The sequence below is a fragment of the Amycolatopsis sp. NPDC059235 genome (assembly GCF_042754125.1).
Classification (GTDB): domain Bacteria; phylum Actinomycetota; class Actinomycetes; order Mycobacteriales; family Pseudonocardiaceae; genus Amycolatopsis; species Amycolatopsis albidoflava.
The window spans coordinates 1-17,205 of sequence record NZ_JBHZAG010000081.1; the positions used below are offsets into that span (position 1 = coordinate 1).

Consider the following 17,205-nt stretch of genomic DNA (forward strand, 5'->3'; position numbering starts at 1 on the left):
GGTGTCTTTTCCTCGGCTTAAATTACCATTTCACTCCCACCCCCGCGCCGTGTTTTTGGCTTCGTATCGGGGTGCGGGGGGTGTGGCTGCCTTGACGGGTGGGTGCATCGGCTGCGGTTGGTGAGTGGCCGGGGCTTGCGCCCCCAATGTGGCATTGGGTGCATGTGGCGCACCGAACGTGGCGTTGGGTGCATGCGACGCACCGAATGCCGCATTGGGTGCGTGGGGCGAGCCGAGTGTGGCATTGGGTGCGTGGGGCGAGCCGAATGTGGCGTTGGGTGCGTGGGATGCACCCAATGTGGCATTGGGGCGCATGGCGGCGGCGGGTGAGCGAGCGGGTGGGCTGTGAAGAAGGGGTCTCTCGCGGACTGCGGCGGGCGTGAGGGGAACCCTGAGGGACTCTGAGTCCGTGAGGGTTCCCCTCACGGAAGTTCGGCAGGGTGGGGGGCGGGAGTGCGTGCGCGAGGAGGAGCAGGCAACAGCCATTTCACTGCGGTCTGGGCAGACTCTCCCTAGGCTTGGGTATCGTCCACCAAGCCTTACTGAACCGCTTCCCGGGGAATGATGACCGACCAGCCGAACGCTCATTCTGACCAGTCTGGTGCCGTGGGAACGGACCGGCTGGGTCCTCGGCCGCTTGAGCGGCCTGCGGTGGATCAGCAGCAGGCGGCTGTCTTCGGGCGTCCGCACGGGGTTGAGGGGGCCTTCGACAAGCTTTACACCCCGCCGCCCAACGGGAATGGGCAGCAGAAGCTCAGTCTCGCGCCGCCGACGCCCGAGTCTCTCGCGGAGGCGTTCAGCAGGCCTGCGGGGGCTGAGGGTGTGCGGTTGCAGCGGCCGCTTGAGGCTTCCGGGGAGAACGGCGCCGCGGAAGATCCGTTGTGGACTGATACCAGCGATCCTTGGCGGGATCCGGCGGCTGGGGCCGTGCTGGCCGGGCCCGCGGTGGTCCCGGAGGAGGACGAGGGCGAGAAGCCGAAGCTGCCCAGCGGTGCGCAGTTGAGCTTGCCTGAGGTGTTGTTCGGGCGGCGGGTGCAGCCGAAGGCGTTGGCGTTGCTCGGCGTGGTCGCGTTGGTGATCGGCGCGGTGGGCGGGCTGGTCGGCTGGTGGGTCGCGGACACCGGGTCCTCGCTGACCGGCAGTGCCACGATTTCCGAGGCGGAGGCGGCCAAGGAGCGGCCTCCGGGGTCGCTCGCGGACATCGCGCGGCGGGTGGCGCCTGCGGTGGTTTCGCTTGAGGTGGTCAAGCCCGGGGCGGACAGCGGCGAGCAGGGTTCCGGCGTGGTGATCGACCCGCAGGGATACATCCTCACCAACGAGCACGTGGTCGCGACCGCGGTCGGCGACGCGGCCACGAAGGTCACCGCGGTGTTCAACGACGGGACTCGCACCGAGGCCAAGGTCGTGGGCGCGGATCAGAAAACCGACCTCGCCGTGGTGAAGGTCAACGTGTCGAACCCGGTCGTGATGCAGGTCGGCAAGTCCTCCGATCTGCAGGTCGGGGACGCGGTGATCGCGGTCGGGTCGCCGCTGGCGCTGCAGAACTCGATCACCTCCGGCATCGTCAGCGCGCTCGACCGGCCGGTCACCGCGGGCGGCGACAACGGGGCGGCTCCGGTCACCTACTCCGCCATCCAGACCGACGCCGCGATCAACCACGGCAACTCGGGCGGGGCGCTCGTCGACTCGAGGGGCGCGCTGGTCGGGATCAACTCCGCGATCCGCTCGTCCAGCTCCGACGGCGGCAGCATCGGCATCGGGTTCGCCATTCCCAGCGACTACGCCATCAAGATCGCCAAGGCGCTGATCAAGGACGGCAAGGTCAAGCACGCCGACATCGGGATCAACTCGGCGTCGACGGTCGCCGGTTCGTCGACGATGGGCGCGCAGGTGCGCAACGTCGCCCCGGGCGGGCCGGCCGCGGGCGCGGGGATCAAGGAAGGCGACGTGATCACCAAGATCGGCGACCACGTCGTGCGCGACTCCGCCGAGATGACCGTCGCGGTGCGCAGCCACGACCCCGGCCAGGTCGTTCCGGTGCAGCTGGCCCGCGACGGCGCGCTGCTCGTGGTGGACGTCACGCTCGGGTCGGACTGACACCCGTTCTTACTAATCCGGCCAAAAGTAGGCCGACCCCCCGCGCGGCACGTGACCGTCGCCGCGAAGCCATTCGGCCGTGGCTGTGGTCGGGTTAGTAACGATCGGCACAGTAGCTGCCGTGCGACGTTCGGGCCTGCCGGGACGCGAAACGGCCCGGGTAGTCTTGGGCGGGGCAGCACCGAGCGGAGGTTTCACGGGTGTTCGACAGTGTCGGCTGGGGCGAGATCCTCGTGCTCATCATCGCGGGGCTTTTCATCCTCGGACCCGAACGGCTGCCCGAAGCGGCGGCCTGGATGGCGAAGAGCGTCCGCAAGGCCCGCGACTTCGCGACCGGCGCGCGCGAGCAGCTGCGCGAGGAGATGGGCCCGGAGTTCGACCAGCTGCGCAAACCCCTCGAAGATCTGCGCGGCCTGCGCAATCTCGACCCGAAGCGGGTTGTCACGCAGCATTTGTTCGACGGGGACTCGGATCCGCTGGGGTTGAACGGGTTCAAGAACGAGCTGAACGGCAACGGGAACGGGAACGGGTCGAGCGGGGCTCCGACGATCAAGCCGCAGACCGCGTTGCCGCAGCCGGAGCCGTTGAAGCCCGGCGAGCGTCCGCCGGTGGATCCGGACGCCACCTGATCCTCGTGCGCGGCGATCCCGGTGAGAGAACCGTGCTCGCCACTCACGACCGGCGCGCTGGAGGCCGCTCGGTACGCGGCAATCCCGGTGCGAAACCGACTGGCCAAGCCGACGCGCGACGCGCTGATCAGGCTGGGTAGCCTCAGGGCATCAGCTCAACCGACCCTGGAGGTTCCCGATATGTCACGCCGTGCGGCTGCGCTGGCCGGAACGATCGCTGCGGCCGCCTTCGCCGTCGCCGGGTGCAGTGCCGACGACGAGCCCAGCACCAAAGCGCCCGCCACCTACACCTCGGTGCCCGCCCCGGCGATGCCGTCCGGATCGGTGGCTCCGTCGAGTGCCCCGGCGAGCGAGAACGGCAGTGCCACCGGTGAGCAGCCGAACGTCAAGCGCGGCGCGCAGACCGGCGAGGCGGGCGTCGACGTGCTGGTCACCGTCGCCTACCAGGGCGGGAAGGTCACGCCGCCGGCCGGGGTCGTCGACGTCAAGGTCGGCAACAAGGTGAAGATCAAGGTGACGTCCGACCAGTCGCAGAACATCGACGTCCAGGACCTGCCGGACAAGTCGGCCGACGTGTCCGCGAAGAAGCCCGAGGACATCGACTGGACGGTGACGAAGCCGGGCGACACCAAGGTGACGCTCCGCGAGTCCGGTGCCCTCCTGGTGACGGTGCACGCCTCCTAAGCACAACAAAAGAGGCGTGCACCCGAGAAAGGGTGCACGCCTCTTTCGCTGTCCAAAATCAGCGACCGGCAGGGCTCACGTTCAGCATCATCCCGGCCAAACCACGCGCCCGGACCGACAGCTGCTTCGCCGCGTCCTTCAGCACCAGCGACGCCGGGGAATCCGGATCGGACAGCACGATGGGGGTGCCCTCGTCGCCCTGTTCGCGCAGGCGCGGGTCCAGCGGGACCTGGCCCAGCAGCGGCACCGTCGAGCCCACCGACTTCGACAGCGAATCCGCCACCGTCTGGCCGCCGCCCGCGCCGAAGACCTCGATGCGTTCGCCGGTCGGGGTTTCCAGCCACGACATGTTCTCGATCACGCCCGCCACGCGCTGCCGCGTCTGCATCGCGATCGCGCCCGCGCGCTCGGCCACCTCGGCGGCGGCCTGCTGCGGCGTGGTCACCACGAGGATTTCCGCGTTCGGGATCAGCTGCGCCACCGAAATCGCGATGTCGCCGGTGCCCGGCGGCAGGTCCAGCAGCAGGATGTCCAGGTCGCCCCAGAACACGTCGGCCAGGAACTGCTGCAGCGCGCGGTGCAGCATCGGGCCGCGCCACACGACCGGGGTGTTGCCCGGCGTGAACATGCCGATCGAGATCACCTTCACGCCGTGCGCCTGCGGCGGCATGATCATCGTGTCGACCTTGGTCGGCTTCTCCCGCGCGCCCAGCATGCGCGGCACCGAGTGGCCGTAGATGTCCGCGTCCACCACGCCGACCGACAGCCCGCGCTCGGCCATCGCCACGGCCAGGTTCACCGTCACCGACGACTTGCCGACGCCGCCCTTGCCGGACGCCACGCAGTAGACCCGCGTCATCGAACCCGGCTGCGCGAACGGGATCACCGGCTCCGCCGCGTCGCCGCGCAGCGATTTGCGCAGCTCAGTGCGCTGCTCGTCGCTCATCACGTCCAGCTCGACCCGCACGTCGGCGACGCCGGGGAGCTTCGAGACGGCCTTCTTCGTGTCCGCGGTCAGCGTCGCCTTCAGCGGACAGCCCGCCACCGTGAGGTAAATCCCGACGTCGACCACCCCGTCGTCGCCGACCGCCACGTCCTTGACCATGCCGAGGTCGGTGATCGGTTTCTTGATTTCCGGGTCGTACACGTCCTTCAGCGCGGTGCGGACGTCGTCGACGCTGGGGAGCTGCTGTGTACCAGTCACGCTTCCATCGTACGTACTGCCCAGTTCAGCTTTGCTTGGCCTTGCGCGGCTTGGAGTCCACGTCGAGATCGTCGCGGAGCCGGTCGAGCTCGCCGCGCAGGTAGTCGCGGGTCGCGACCTCGCCGACCGCCAGCCGCAGCGCCGCCAGTTCGCGGGCGAGGTACTCGGTGTCCGCCTTGGTCTGCGCGGCGCGCGTGCGGTCCTCCTCCAGCGACACGCGGTCCCGGTCGTCCTGGCGGTTCTGCGCGAGCAGGATCAGCGGCGCGGCGTACGCGGCCTGCGTCGAGAACGCCAGGTTGAGCAGGATGAACGGGTACGGGTCCCACTGCATCGACACCGCGACCAGGTTCAGCACGATCCAGACGACCACGATGAGCGTCTGCCAGAACAGGTACTTCCCGGTGCCGAGGAACCGCGCGATCCGCTCGGTGAACCGGCCGAAGGTGTCCGGGTCGATGTTCAGCCGCAGCCGGGCCTGGCCGCGCGGCTGGTCGAGCCTGCGGCCGGAACCGAGTTCAGGCACGTTCGGCCTCCTCTAGATCGGCGCCGTCGGCGCCATCAGTGACGTCGTGCAGTCCGGTTTCGCGCCAGTCGTCGGGCAGCAGGTGGTCGAGCACGTCGTCGACGGTGACGGCGCCGAGCAGGTGGTCTTCGGCGTCGACGACCGGGCCGCACGCCAGGTTGTACGCCGCGAAATACCGGGTGACCTCGGACAGCGTCGCCTCCGGGCGCAGCGCGGTGAGGTCGGTGTCCACCGCGCTCGCCACCAGCTCCGCGGGCGGTTCGCGCAGCAGCCGCTGGAAATGCACGACGCCGACGAACCGGCCGGTCGGCGTTTCGGTCGGCGGACGGCACACGAACACCATGCTGGCGAGCGCGGCGGGGAGTTCGGCGTTGCGGATGTGTGCCAGCGCCTCGGCGATCGTCGCGTCCGGCGTCAGCACCACCGGCTCCGGCGTCATCAGACCGCCCGCGGTGTCCGACGAATACGCCAGCAACCGTTTGACCGGCGCGGATTCCTCCGGCTCCATCAGTTCCAGCAGCCGGCTCTGCTCGGCGGGCGCGAGTTCGGCGAGCAGGTCGGCGGCGTCGTCCGGGTTCATCGCCTCGAGGATGTCCGCGGCGCGTTCCTCGGCGAGGTAGGCCAGCAGTTCCTTCTGGTCGTCCTCGGGAAGTTCCTCGATGACGTCCGCGAGCCGCTCGTCGTCCATCGCGTCGGCGACCTCGTGGCGGCGCTTGATCGGCAGGTCGCGCAGGGTCGCGGCGACGTCGACCGCGCGCATCGTGTCGAACAGCATCAGCAGCTGGCCCGCGCCTTGGGGCTGTCCGGCCAGGTCGGTGAGCCCGAGGCCGGCGACCTCGTTCCACGGCAGCACCTGCATCGCGGCGCGCCGGCGGCCCAGCGCCAGCCGGGTCGAGCGCTCGCGGACGGCGAGCTTCGCCAGCACCCAGTCCCGCGTGCGGGTCGGCTCCATCGCCGCGTCGACCACCGTCACCCGCGTTTCCGCGCCGGTGAGCGTCGCGTGCGCGTCGAGAAGCTGCCCGCACACCAGGACCTCGTTGGGCCGCTGGTGGAAATGCCGCATGTTGACCGAACCAGTGGCGAGCGTCACGGCGTTCGGTTCGATCGAGGTGACCCGCAGCATGGGGACGAACACCCGCCGCCGGGTCGCCAGCTCCACGACCATGCCGAGGATCCGCGGCGGCTGCTGGTCGAGCCGCAGGCCAGCGACGACGTCGCGGACCTTGCCGATCGATTCCCCGTCGGGCCCGAATACCGGCAGACCGGCGAGCTGTGCTGCGTAAACCCGGTTTGTGCCTGCCATGGCGCCGACACTATCGGCTGCCGTCGGCGAGCGCTCGTGCCGCGACTCGGCGAATTCTCAGCTAAGCAGCGCCCATCGGGTCAGCGCGGGCAGCTCCTGCGCGGACGGGCCGTCGTCGTCCTCGGCCAAACCGCCGAAATCGACCAGATCCTGGGCGTGCCACAGCCGGTTCTGCACCGCCCGGACGAGCGTCCACGCCTTGGCGCGGTCGCGGTCCAGACCGCTCGCGGCGAGCTTCGAGTCCAGTGTGGATTCGCTGAACCGGTTCCACAGCAACGAAAGCGCGCCGTATTCGAGGTCGCCGGCGAGCGGCTTCGGGTCGATCACCAGCCACGGTTCGCGGGTGCCGGACAGCACGTTCTCGTAATGCAGGTCCTCGTTCACCAGCGCGTTGCCTGATTCCGGGCCGAGATCGCGGCAGACCGCCAGCGCGGCGTCCAGTTCGCGGCGGGGGAGCGGTTCGCCCAGTTCCCGCCAGGACTTGGGCAGTTCTTCGAGCAGTTCCTCGGCGATGCCGGACAGCGTGCGGGTCAGTTCGGCGGGCGCGGGCACGGCGAGCCGCCGGGCCAGTTCGCTCATGATCTCGACGGCGGGCAGCAGCGGTTCGTCATCCAGCGTCCGGCTGTCGTCGAGCCGCTCCAGCAGCATCGCGCCGTCCTCGGGCACGGACTCGTGCAGCAGCACCGATCCTCGACCGGCCCATGTGGACAGTGCGAGCGGTTCGTGGCGCGATTCCTCTTCCACCCAGCCGAGTTTGAGCACCACCCGGGAGCCGTCCGCGCGCCGGGCGGGCTGGACCACGCCGACGTAGCCGTGCCGGGCGGTGTCCTCGAACTCCAGCTCCCACTTCCGGGCGTACCGCTGCGCGAGCGAGGGCAGCGACGCGAGCCACGGGACGGCTTCCGGGCCGAGCACCTTGGGGGCGCGTTCAGCGAAGGCGGGCGGGATTTCCAAAACGGTCACAACGCCCATCCTGGTCGGCCGCGCAAGCCGTTTCCGGGGTCGTCTTCCGCGCGTACAGTGGGTGGACAAAGGGTTTGGCGAACCCGGGAGCTGCCATGATCGTCGAGATTGTCAGCGCGGTGGTCGTCGCGGGCGGGGTGTGGCTCGCTTCCGCGGTGCGCGTGGTGAAGCAGTACGAACGCGGGCTGGTGTTCCGTTTCGGCCGGGTGCGCTCGGAGGTCCGCGACCCCGGGCTCGCGCTGCTGCTGCCGATCGCCGACCGCATGCAGAAGGTGAACATGCAGGTCGTGACGCTGCCGGTGCCCGCACAAGACGGCATCACCCGCGACAACGTCACGGTCCGGGTGGACGCGGTCGTGTACTTCAAGGTGGTCGACCCGGTGCTGGCGGCGGTCCACGTGCAGGACTACCGGTCGGCGATCGGTCAGGTCGCGCAGACGTCGCTGCGGTCCATCATCGGCAAGAGCGACCTCGACGACCTGCTGTCGAACCGCGAACGGCTCAACGAGGGCCTCGAGTTGATGATCGACAGCCCGGCGCTGGACTGGGGCATCCACATCGACCGGGTGGAGATCAAGGACGTCGCGCTGCCGGAGTCGATGAAGCGCTCGATGTCGCGCCAGGCCGAGGCCGAACGCGAACGCCGCGCCAGGGTGATCTCCGCGGACGGCGAACTGCAGGCCTCGCACAAGCTCGCCCAGGCCGCCGCGACGATGGCGGACACCCCGGCGGCGCTGCAGTTGCGGCTGCTGGAGACGGTGGTGCAGGTGTCGGCGGAGAAGAACTCGACGCTGGTGCTGCCGTTCCCGGTGGAACTGCTGCGGTTCCTGGACGCGCGGACCGATCCTCCGGCGAAACCGGCCGCGAAACCCCCGGAGCCGCGGACGTCGGCGGAGTCAGTGGAGTCTCCGGAGCCGGTCAGCAACGGGCAGGTCGCCCCACCCGAGCCCGAGGTCGAGGCGAGCGACGTGCCGGATCAGCGGTCGAGGTAGCCGTTCATGCCGAGGACCACCAGCGTCACGAAGAAGCCGACCCACAGCGCGACCGCGACGTAGCCGAGCACGACGGCTGAGAGCGCCATGGTGCGTCCGCCCGCTTCGTTGCGGCTGGCCTTGGACAGCGCGACGTGCCCCATCGCGAGCCCGGGGACCGCGAGAACGCAGGTCGCCAGGCCGAGCAGCGAGCACACCAGCGCGCCGGTCGCGAGGCCGGTGTCGGTGTTGTTCGCGTACGGCTGGTAGGGCGCGCCGTACGGCGGCGGAGCCGGGAAGGCGTGGTACGCGGGCGGCGGCGCGAACGGATCCGGTTGCGGCGCAACGGGATACGGCGACGCGGGCGGTGGTGCCGCGGGAGCCGGTTGGTCGCCGGGCAGCTGCGCGACCGGGCCGGGGTCGGGCGCGGTCCAGCCTGGCGGGGGAACCAGCGGGTCGGCCTCCGAAGTGGACGGGACGGCGTCCGCCGGGGCCTCGTACGGCGTGGGGTCGGCGGTGGCCGGCGGCTCGTACGGAGCGGGGTCCGCGGTCGGCGGCGGTTCGTACGACGCCGGTTCGCGGTCGGACGGAGTGGTCATCGGGGCTCCCTCGAGGTGCCGGGTTCGAAGGACGACGCTACCGGGAATCGCGGCGGCATCAGCCGAAAACTCCGGACTGGACCAGCGCGTGCACGACCAGCGGGAGCACGATGCTCCAGACGATCAGCGCGGCATAGCCGATCACGAACCCGGCGACCGCCAGCGCGCCGCCGGTGCCGCGGCCGCGCCGGGCCCGGTAGAACGCGATGTGCCCCATCACGATCCCGGCGATGGCCATCGGCGCGCACACCACGAACCCGGCGATCGAGCACACCAGCGAGCCGAGTGCGAGCCCCGCGCCCGGCTGCGGGCCTCGCGGGGGATAGGGCTGGTGCTCGTACGACGGGTGCGTGTAGCCGTCGCGGCCGGCGGGCTCGTCCCGGTCGTCGCTGGCCTCGCTCATCGGGATCCTTTTCGCGGTTTCGGGTGGATCAGCACCTTATCCGCACCTTAACGGGGGAAACCGGGGCCCGGCGTGAGCACCCTCATAGCCGCTCGGGCGCGAACCAGTCATACTCCCCGGTAACCCCAGCGCCGGGAGCCGGCGTCGCCCGCAGTGAGGAGCTGAGCTCATGGCCCGTCTCGCCCGGACCGCCGGCCTGACCGATGTGCAGCAGGAGATTCTGTCCACGGTGCGGTCGTTCGTGGACAAGGAGATCATCCCGCACGCGCAGGCGCTGGAGCACGCCGACGAGTACCCGGCGGAGATCGTCGAGGGCATGAAGGAGATGGGCCTGTTCGGGCTCACCATCCCCGAGGAGTACGGCGGCCTCGGCGAATCGCTGCTCACCTACGCGCTGGTGGTCGAGGAGATCGCGCGCGGCTGGATGAGCGTGTCCGGCGTGATCAACACGCACTTCATCGTGGCGCACATGATCAAGCAGCATGGGACGCCGGAGCAGAAGCAGCACTTCCTGCCCCGGATGGCGACCGGCGAGGTCCGCGGCTCGTTCTCGATGTCGGAGCCGGACCTTGGCTCGGACGTCGCGGCGATCAAGACCCGCGCCAAGCGCGAGGGCGACGACTACGTCATCGACGGCGCGAAGATGTGGCTGACCAACGGCGGTTCCTCGAACCTGATCGCGCTGCTGGTGAAGACCGACGAGGGCGCGGAGAAGGCGCATCAGAACCTCACGACGTTCCTGGTCGAGAAGCCGTCCGGGTTCGGCGAGGTGCTTCCGGGGCTGACGATCCCGGGCAAGATCGACAAAATGGGATACAAGGGCGTCGACACCACCGAAGCGGTGTTCGACGGCTTCAAGATCGGTGCCGACAAGGTCCTGGGCGAGGCTCCGGGCAAGGGCTTCTCGTACATGATGGACGGTGTCGAGGTCGGCCGCGTGAACGTCGCGGCGCGCGCCTGCGGGATCGCGATCCGGTCGTTCGAGCTGGCGATCGCTTACGCCCAGCAGCGCACCACCTTCGGCAAGCCGATCGCGCAGCACCAGGCGATCGCGTTCAAGCTCGCGGAGATGGCGACCAAGGTCGAGGCCGCGCACCTGATGATGGTCAACGCGGCCCGGCTGAAGGATTCCGGCGCCCGCAACGACGTCGAGGCCGGGATGGCGAAGCTGATCGCCAGCGAGTACTGCGCCGAGGTGACCCAGGAAGCGTTCCGGATCCACGGCGGTTACGGCTACTCCAAGGAATACGAGATCGAGCGGCTCATGCGCGAGGCCCCGTTCCTGCTGATCGGCGAGGGCACCAGCGAAATCCAGAAAACCATCATCAGCCGCGGCCTGCTGCGGGACTACAAAGCCTGACCCGCGTCTCGCCGGAGTTCGCGCGCTCCGCCGGTTCTTGACAAGATAGAGCCCTCGGACCGGACGAGTGCGCAGGTGATGATGGTGAGCAGTCCCTTTGGTGGCGGCCAGGGCGCGGCCGGGCTTCCGCGGCTCCCGACCCCGCCCACCGGCTGGCCGATCGGGTCGTACACGACCTACGGCGAGGCGCAGCAGGCGGTCGATTTCCTGGCGGAAAGCGAGTTCGCGGTCACCGACGTGACGATCGTCGGCGTCGACCTGATGCTGGTCGAACGCGTCATCGGACGGCTGTCGTGGGGCCGGGTGCTCGCCGCGGGCGCGATGTCGGGCGCGTGGTTCGGCCTGTTCGCCGGGCTGCTGCTGGGGATGTTCGTCAACCAGGGCGGGTTCACCCTGCAGCTGCTGACCGGGCTGGTGCTCGGTGTCCTGTCCGGCCTGGCTTTCTCGGCGATCGGGTACCGCACCTCGCGCGGGCGCAGGGATTTCTCGTCGGCGAGCCAGCTCGTCGCCGGCCGGTACGACGTGCTGTGCCAGCCGCGCAGCGCGGAGCAGGGCCGCGAGTTGCTCGCCAAGCTGGCGTTGCGCCCGCCGCCCGCCACGGCGTAAATACCCACGGGACTTTTTCACCCGTCTTTCCGATGGTTCGCGCGCACCTGGCTGAATCGTTACCGACCCTGCTTGCGACGGGTGATCCCCGGGCATAGGTTGTCCGACACCGGTTGGCCGGTCGTGTCCTCCAGCGCGGCCTGCCGGCAACTGGCACGTCGGGGTGCTGGCTCGGGTCCGCCTCGTCGCGGCGTGCTGTCTGGGGGCGGTGTCGAAAGGCACCGTGTGCACACGGCGAGGAGGCTTGGATGGGGAAGAAACGGCCCAGCGGAAAGAAACGAGGACCTACCCGCGCGGGGGCACTGCTCGCCGCGGGCATGCTGACCAGCGGCCTGGCGGCAGGCTGCGGAACGGCTTCCGGGACGACGATCAACGTCTACTACTCCCCGGAGGACCATTTCCAGACGGTCGTCGACAACTGCAACAAGGCCGCCGCCGGGCGGTACCGGATCGTCTACAACAAGCTGCAGCGCGGTTCGGACGACCAGCGGATCCAGATGGCTCGCCGGCTCGCCGCGGGCGACACGTCGATGGACGTGCTCGGCCTCGACGTCACCTGGGTCTCGGAGTTCGCCGAGGCGGGCTGGGTCGACGAGTGGACCGGGCAGAACAAGACGGCCGCGTCCGAGGGCGTGCTGCAGGGCCCGCTGGAAACCGCGACGTACCAAGGAAAACTCTACGCCGCGCCGAAGAACACCAACGTGCAATTGCTCTGGTACGACGACCGCATCACCCCGACCCCGCCGAAGACGTGGGACGAGATGATGCAGATGTCGCAGCAGCTCAAGAGCCAGCACAAACCGTATTCCGTCGTGTTCACCGGCGCGCAGTACGAGGGCCTGGTGGTCATCTACAACACGCTGGTCGAATCGCTCGGCGGGCACATCCTGTCCGACGACGGGAAATCCGTCGTGATGGACGAGGGCGCGGTGCAGGCGCTGGAACTGCTGAAGAAGGTCACGTCGTCGGGGATCACCGACCCGTCGCTGACGAACCAGAAGGAGGACGACGTCCGGCGGACGTTCCAGAGCGGCGGCGCCGCGTTCGAGCTGAACTGGCCGTTCGTTTACGCCTCCTACGCCGAGGAAAAGCCGCAGGACCTGTCGCACTTCAAGTGGGCGGTGTATCCGCAGGCGAAGGCGGGCATTCCGTCGAAGAGCACGATCGGCGGGTTCGACCTCGCGGTGAGCTCCTACTCGCAGCACAAGCCCGAGGCGTACGAAGCGGCGTTGTGCTTGCGCAGCAAGGAAAACCAGAAGGTGTCCGCGATCAACGACGGGGTGCCGCCGACGATCGAGTCGGTGTACCACGACGACGTGCCGGTGGACCCGGGCAAGCCGGTGTCGGCGGACAACCCGAACATGGCCCAGAAGTACCCGATGCGCGACGCCATTCTGTCGGCGCTGAAAACCGCCGCGGTCCGGCCGCTCACTCCGGTGTACCAGAACCTGTCCACGGTGATGTCGAAAATCATCTCCCCGCCGTCGGCGATCGATCCGCAGGCGACCGCGCAGAAAATGCGGGAACAGCTCGATGACGCGCTCCAGTCGAAGGGAGTGATCCCGTGACCGTCCAGGATCCCGCCGCCACCACGCAAGAAGCGGCGCACCGCAAGGGAAAGCCGGCGCTTTCCGAGGGCAAGAAGGCGGAACGGCGGCTCGGGCTCTGGCTGTGCGCGCCCGCCTTCATCGTGATGATCGCGGTGACCGGATACCCGATCATCTACTCGGTCTGGCTTTCGCTGCAGCGTTACGACCTGCGATTCCCGTCGCAGCACGAGTTCATCGGCTTCTCCAATTACGCCGCGGTGCTCACCAATTCCTACTGGTGGACCGCGTTCGGCACCACGATGTTCCTCACCGTCGTATCGGTGGCGATCGAATTCGTGCTCGGCATGGGGCTCGCGCTGATCATGCACCGCACACTCGTCGGCCGGGGACTGGTGCGCACCGTCGCGCTGATCCCGTACGGCATCGTGACCGTGGTGGCCGCGTTCTCGTGGTATTTCGCGTGGACGCCCAAAACCGGGTACTTGGCCAATGCGCTGGGCGAGGGCGTCGCGCCGCTGACTGACCAGTGGCCGTCGCTGTTCATCATCATTCTCGCCGAGGTGTGGAAGACGACGCCGTTCATGGCGCTGCTGCTGATGGCCGGGCTGGCGCTGGTGCCCGACGACCTGCTGAAGGCCGCGGCGATGGACGGCGCGACCGCGTGGCAGCGGTTCACCAAGGTGATGCTGCCGGTGATGAAACCGGCGATCCTCGTCGCGCTGTTGTTCCGCACGCTCGACGCGTTCCGCATTTTCGACAACATTTACGTGCTCACCGGCGGCGCGCAGGACACCGGATCGGTGTCCATGCAGACCTACGACAACCTGGTCAAGGGGCTCAACCTCGGGATCGGCTCCACCATGGCGGTGCTGATCTTCATCACGGTGGCGATCATCGCGTTCCTCTTCATCAAGGTCTTCGGCACCGCCGCGCCCGGCACGGACGACGGGGGGAAGCGCTGATGGCTATCGGAGGTGCGGCCACGACGGGCCGCAAAGTCGGCTGGGGCCTGCTGGACATCCTGGTGCTGGTGTTCGCGATCGTCCCGGTGCTGTGGGTGCTTTCGCTGTCGTTCAAGACGAAAGCGACGCTCACCGACGGCAATTTCATCCCGGTGGAATGGACGCTCAAGAACTACGCGGACATTTTCCAGACCACGGAGTTCCTGCGCGCGCTGGTGAACTCGATCGGCATCGCGGTGATCTCCACGGTGATCGCCGTGGTGCTGGGCACGATGGCGGCGTACGCGATCGCCCGGCTGGATTTCCCCGGGAAACAGCTGCTGGTGGGGCTTTCCCTGCTGATCGCGATGTTCCCGCAGGTCTCGCTGGTCACCCCGCTGTTCAACATCGAACGCGGGCTCGGGCTGTTCGACACCTGGCCGGGGCTGATCCTGCCCTACATCACGTTCGCGCTGCCGCTGTCGATCTACACGCTGTCCGCGTTCTTCCGGGAAATCCCGTGGGAGCTGGAAAAGGCGGCGAAAATGGACGGCGCGACGCCGGCCCAGGCATTCCGGAAGGTGATCGCGCCGCTGGCCGCGCCGGGCGTGTTCACCACGGCGATCCTGGTGTTCATCCTCTGCTGGAACGACTTCCTGTTCGCCATCTCGCTGACGTCCACCGAGGCGTCGCGCACGGTGCCGGCCGCGTTGTCGTTCTTCACCGGGTCTTCGCAGTTCGAGGACCCGACCGGCCAGGTGTGCGCGGCCGCGGTCGTGATCACGGTGCCGATCATCCTGTTCGTGTTGTTCTTCCAGCGTCGCATCGTGGCGGGGCTGACGTCCGGTGCGGTGAAGGGCTGACCCATGGCTGAGATCGTTCTCGACAAAGTTTCCAAGCGTTATCCCGACGGCGCGCTCGCGGTGTCCGAAGTGGACATCACGATCGCCGACGGCGAGTTCATCATCCTGGTCGGCCCGTCCGGCTGCGGGAAGTCGACCACGCTCAACATGGTCGCCGGGCTGGAGGACATCTCCTCGGGCGAACTGCGCATCGACGGCAAGCGGGTCAACGAGAAGGCTCCGAAGGACCGGGACATCGCGATGGTGTTCCAGTCGTACGCGCTGTACCCGCACATGAGCGTGCGGGAGAACATGGCGTTCCCGCTGCGGCTGGCCAAAGTGGACGACAAGATCGTCCGGTCCAAAGTGGAGGAAGCGGCGACGATCCTCGACCTGACCCAGCATCTGGACCGCAAACCGGCCAACCTGTCCGGCGGGCAGCGGCAGCGGGTGGCGATGGGCAGGGCGATCGTCCGCAACCCGAAGGCGTTCCTGATGGACGAGCCACTGTCCAACTTGGACGCCAAGCTCCGCGGCCAGATGCGGACGTCGGTGTCGAAAATCCAGAAGCAGCTGGGCACGACCACGCTGTACGTCACGCACGACCAGACCGAGGCGATGACCCTCGGCGACCGCGTCGTGGTGCTGCGGGCCGGGTACGTGCAGCAGATCGGTTCGCCGCAGTTCCTTTACGACAACCCGGCGAACCTGTTCGTGGCCGGGTTCATCGGCTCGCCGTCGATGAACTTCGTCCCCGCGACGCTCGAAGACGGCCAGCTGCGCAGTTCGCTGGGCACCACCCCGCTCACCGACCGGATCCGCCGGATGGCCGAGGCAGCGAACGCCCCGCGCGAGGTGATCATGGGCATCCGCCCGGAGCACTTCGAGGACGCCGCCCTGGCCGAACCGGGCCGGGAGGGCGCGACGTTCACCGCGCACGTGGACGTCCTGGAGTCGATGGGTTCGGAGAAGTTCGCGCACTTCACCGTGGACGGCGGCGTCGCCAGCTCGGCCGACCTGGCGGAACTGGCCGCGGACAGCGGTTCGGCCGACGTCCCCGGCGCGGAATCGCTGATCGTGGCCCGGCTGTCGGCGGAATCGGCCGCCGCGGAGAACCAGGACCTGCAGATCTCGTTCGACGCGGACAAGGTGAAGCTCTTCGACCCGTCCAACGGCCGAAACCTCACCTACTCCGACTGAGCTGACCGGTCCGTGAAGGGCTCCTTGAGGGAATCAGATTCCTTCAAGGAGCCCTTCACGGACGTTTAGGGGATTCGCGAGAAGACCGTCGCGGCAGCGGTGCGCGCGGCCGGACAAGCCGCGTCCCCGCCCGCACCGCTGGTGTCGACCACGCTTACGGTCGCCTGCTCCGCGCGTCCCGGGGTAGCAGGGGAGGGCTGCACCGTCCGGACCCGGCAGAACGCCCCGTCGGCGGCCACGCGGGCCATCCGGTTGCCGAGCGTTTCCGACGGCCCCGCCGGAGCCTGCCGCACCACCGCGAACTCCAGGCTCACCTTGTCGAGAATGCAGGAATGCCCGGCGATCCCCGCCGTCGCGTCGCCGCCCTGCGCGCCGGACCCGCTGAGAATCGCGCAGGAATCCACCCGGCCCCAGGACCGATCCGGCAACTGCGGATGCCGCACCCGATTGCCGGTCACCGCGTCGAGCACCCCGCCGACAACGTCGTCCGCCGCGGCGCACCGCTCCTCGGCACTGCCGCGATCGTCTCGGTCGGTGATGGAAACGGCCAGCCGAACCCCGTCGGCGAACGTGATCGCCCGCCCGCACGTCCGGTCGGGCACGAAACCGGCCTGCTGCACGGAAACGCCGTCTGGCACCTTGCCCGCGTAGTCGTAAGCCTTGATGGTGGGATCGCGATCAGCCGCGAGCGGCCCGACACTGACGGTCCTCGGTCGCCCGGCCTGGACGAAGTCCGCCTGGCAAGCGGTGAACGAGGAATCGGGCGTGTCCGCGGTGGCGTTCTTGAGCCGCTTCGGGTCGAGGAGACTGCAGTAATCGAGCGTGGCGAAGTCCCCGAGCGCCGCGATCGCGCTGAGCGGCACCGGCGTGGACTGCGACTGCGCCTGCTCCGCCGGGGCAGACTCCGCGGAACATCCGACACACGCGGCGAGAAGCACCGAACAGCCGACCGCGAGGACTCCGAGTGGGTTACGCACGGGGTGCAGTATCACCGTGAGTGGCGAAAAATCCAGCCCCCGCCGGGAAATCCCACACTTCGCTGTGTCATCACCGCTGGTGGGGGAGGTTCTGGGTGGGCAAACGGGGGAGCGGGTTTCGGCGGACAGGCTCGGTGGTCTGGCTCGTGGGTTGTTGGCGGGGCTCGGGTGGGGTGGGTGCGTGGGGTGGTTGGCGGGCATTCGGTTGACCGGCGGGTTGGCGGCGGGCGCCTAGGTCGGTCTGGCGAGTGGGTTGTCGGCGGGACTCGGGTGATGCGGGTTCGTGGGGTTGTTGGCAGGCATTCGGTCGGCGGGTGGGTTGCCAGCGGGCACCTGGGCCGATCCGGCGAGTG

General features: G+C 68.7%; 17 protein-coding genes. 10 read left to right on the forward strand and 7 right to left on the reverse strand.

Annotation, left to right across the window (positions count from 1 at the left end; all coding sequences use genetic code 11):
- Window positions 1-564 precede the first annotated feature (564 nt).
- The 3 genes from ACFXI3_RS36690 to ACFXI3_RS36700 all read left to right on the forward strand — a co-directional run bounded on the left by ACFXI3_RS36690 (window position 565) and on the right by ACFXI3_RS36700 (window position 3,410).
- Window positions 565-2,097 (forward strand): trypsin-like peptidase domain-containing protein, encoded by a 1,533-nt coding sequence (locus ACFXI3_RS36690; protein WP_344288618.1) that lies wholly within the window; start codon window positions 565-567, stop codon window positions 2,095-2,097.
- A 200-nt stretch (window positions 2,098-2,297) separates the two neighbouring features.
- On the forward strand, window positions 2,298-2,726 hold the full coding sequence (gene tatB, locus ACFXI3_RS36695) for a Sec-independent protein translocase protein TatB (RefSeq protein ID WP_344288616.1): 429 nt from the start codon (window positions 2,298-2,300) through the stop codon (window positions 2,724-2,726).
- 180 nt (window positions 2,727-2,906) lie between these two features.
- Window positions 2,907-3,410, forward strand: coding sequence for a hypothetical protein (locus ACFXI3_RS36700; RefSeq protein ID WP_378405890.1), 504 nt, complete (start codon window positions 2,907-2,909; stop codon window positions 3,408-3,410).
- Between the two features lie 58 nt (window positions 3,411-3,468).
- On the opposite strand, the gene ACFXI3_RS36705 is transcribed toward ACFXI3_RS36700, so the two are convergent.
- The 4 genes from ACFXI3_RS36705 to ACFXI3_RS36720 are packed head-to-tail and all read right to left on the reverse strand — an operon-like array spanning window position 3,469 to window position 7,403.
- On the reverse strand, window positions 3,469-4,614 hold the full coding sequence (locus ACFXI3_RS36705; RefSeq protein ID WP_378405892.1) for an Mrp/NBP35 family ATP-binding protein: 1,146 nt from the start codon (window positions 4,612-4,614) through the stop codon (window positions 3,469-3,471).
- A gap of 25 nt (window positions 4,615-4,639) precedes the next feature.
- On the reverse strand, window positions 4,640-5,137 hold the full coding sequence (locus tag ACFXI3_RS36710) for a DUF1003 domain-containing protein (protein ID WP_344288610.1): 498 nt from the start codon (window positions 5,135-5,137) through the stop codon (window positions 4,640-4,642).
- On the reverse strand, window positions 5,130-6,440 hold the full coding sequence (locus ACFXI3_RS36715) for a magnesium transporter MgtE N-terminal domain-containing protein (protein ID WP_344288608.1): 1,311 nt from the start codon (window positions 6,438-6,440) through the stop codon (window positions 5,130-5,132). Before ACFXI3_RS36715 ends, ACFXI3_RS36710 begins: the two co-directional genes overlap by 8 nt.
- Window positions 6,441-6,497: 57 nt before the next feature.
- Complete coding sequence (locus ACFXI3_RS36720; protein WP_378405894.1) at window positions 6,498-7,403, reverse strand: aminoglycoside phosphotransferase family protein; 906 nt, start codon at window positions 7,401-7,403, stop codon at window positions 6,498-6,500.
- A 95-nt stretch (window positions 7,404-7,498) separates the two neighbouring features.
- On the opposite strand from ACFXI3_RS36720, the gene ACFXI3_RS36725 reads away from it, so the two are divergent.
- Entirely contained in the window at window positions 7,499-8,395 is an 897-nt protein-coding gene (locus ACFXI3_RS36725) for a slipin family protein (RefSeq protein WP_378405896.1), read from the forward strand.
- Here the strand turns inward: ACFXI3_RS36725 and ACFXI3_RS36730 are convergent.
- Entirely contained in the window at window positions 8,380-8,973 is a 594-nt protein-coding gene (locus ACFXI3_RS36730; protein WP_378405898.1) for a DUF4190 domain-containing protein, read from the reverse strand. The two genes, ACFXI3_RS36725 and ACFXI3_RS36730, sit on opposite strands and share 16 nt — an antisense overlap.
- Window positions 8,974-9,031: 58 nt before the next feature.
- The gene (locus ACFXI3_RS36735) at window positions 9,032-9,376 is read right to left on the reverse strand and encodes a DUF4190 domain-containing protein (RefSeq protein WP_378405900.1); all 345 of its coding nucleotides are present in this window, start codon (window positions 9,374-9,376) and stop codon (window positions 9,032-9,034) included.
- 169 nt (window positions 9,377-9,545) lie between these two features.
- On the opposite strand from ACFXI3_RS36735, the gene ACFXI3_RS36740 reads away from it, so the two are divergent.
- From ACFXI3_RS36740 to ACFXI3_RS36765, 6 genes are all read left to right on the forward strand, one after another.
- Window positions 9,546-10,736 (forward strand): acyl-CoA dehydrogenase family protein, encoded by a 1,191-nt coding sequence (locus ACFXI3_RS36740; RefSeq protein ID WP_378405902.1) that lies wholly within the window; start codon window positions 9,546-9,548, stop codon window positions 10,734-10,736.
- Between the two features lie 78 nt (window positions 10,737-10,814).
- The gene (locus tag ACFXI3_RS36745; RefSeq protein ID WP_344288909.1) at window positions 10,815-11,342 is read left to right on the forward strand and encodes a general stress protein; all 528 of its coding nucleotides are present in this window, start codon (window positions 10,815-10,817) and stop codon (window positions 11,340-11,342) included.
- Window positions 11,343-11,590: 248 nt separating this feature from the next.
- Window positions 11,591-12,910, forward strand: a complete 1,320-nt coding sequence (locus ACFXI3_RS36750; RefSeq protein ID WP_344288598.1) for an ABC transporter substrate-binding protein — start codon at window positions 11,591-11,593, stop codon at window positions 12,908-12,910.
- Complete coding sequence (locus tag ACFXI3_RS36755) at window positions 12,907-13,854, forward strand: carbohydrate ABC transporter permease (RefSeq protein WP_370940263.1); 948 nt, start codon at window positions 12,907-12,909, stop codon at window positions 13,852-13,854. The genes ACFXI3_RS36750 and ACFXI3_RS36755 overlap by 4 nt, the downstream gene beginning before the upstream one ends.
- Complete coding sequence (locus tag ACFXI3_RS36760) at window positions 13,854-14,696, forward strand: carbohydrate ABC transporter permease (protein ID WP_344288595.1); 843 nt, start codon at window positions 13,854-13,856, stop codon at window positions 14,694-14,696. The genes ACFXI3_RS36755 and ACFXI3_RS36760 overlap by 1 nt, the downstream gene beginning before the upstream one ends.
- 3 nt (window positions 14,697-14,699) lie before the next feature.
- Entirely contained in the window at window positions 14,700-15,875 is a 1,176-nt protein-coding gene (locus ACFXI3_RS36765; RefSeq protein WP_344288593.1) for a sn-glycerol-3-phosphate ABC transporter ATP-binding protein UgpC, read from the forward strand.
- Window positions 15,876-15,940: 65 nt separating this feature from the next.
- Here ACFXI3_RS36765 and ACFXI3_RS36770 read toward each other — a convergent pair whose 3' ends face one another.
- Complete coding sequence (locus ACFXI3_RS36770) at window positions 15,941-16,852, reverse strand: hypothetical protein (RefSeq protein WP_378405905.1); 912 nt, start codon at window positions 16,850-16,852, stop codon at window positions 15,941-15,943.
- Window positions 16,853-17,205: the final 353 nt, after the last annotated feature.

Coding starts and splice junctions, on each gene's coding strand:
- ACFXI3_RS36760 (WP_344288595.1), top strand. CDS start 13,854: ATGGCTATCGGAGGTGCGGCCACGACGGGCCGCAAAGTCGGCTGGGGC.
- ACFXI3_RS36690 (WP_344288618.1), top strand. CDS start 565: ATGACCGACCAGCCGAACGCTCATTCTGACCAGTCTGGTGCCGTGGGA.
- ACFXI3_RS36715 (WP_344288608.1), bottom strand. CDS start 6,440: ATGGCAGGCACAAACCGGGTTTACGCAGCACAGCTCGCCGGTCTGCCG.
- ACFXI3_RS36730 (WP_378405898.1), bottom strand. CDS start 8,973: ATGACCACTCCGTCCGACCGCGAACCGGCGTCGTACGAACCGCCGCCG.
- ACFXI3_RS36725 (WP_378405896.1), top strand. CDS start 7,499: ATGATCGTCGAGATTGTCAGCGCGGTGGTCGTCGCGGGCGGGGTGTGG.
- ACFXI3_RS36740 (WP_378405902.1), top strand. CDS start 9,546: ATGGCCCGTCTCGCCCGGACCGCCGGCCTGACCGATGTGCAGCAGGAG.
- ACFXI3_RS36765 (WP_344288593.1), top strand. CDS start 14,700: ATGGCTGAGATCGTTCTCGACAAAGTTTCCAAGCGTTATCCCGACGGC.
- ACFXI3_RS36750 (WP_344288598.1), top strand. CDS start 11,591: ATGGGGAAGAAACGGCCCAGCGGAAAGAAACGAGGACCTACCCGCGCG.
- ACFXI3_RS36700 (WP_378405890.1), top strand. CDS start 2,907: ATGTCACGCCGTGCGGCTGCGCTGGCCGGAACGATCGCTGCGGCCGCC.
- ACFXI3_RS36735 (WP_378405900.1), bottom strand. CDS start 9,376: ATGAGCGAGGCCAGCGACGACCGGGACGAGCCCGCCGGCCGCGACGGC.
- ACFXI3_RS36745 (WP_344288909.1), top strand. CDS start 10,815: ATGATGGTGAGCAGTCCCTTTGGTGGCGGCCAGGGCGCGGCCGGGCTT.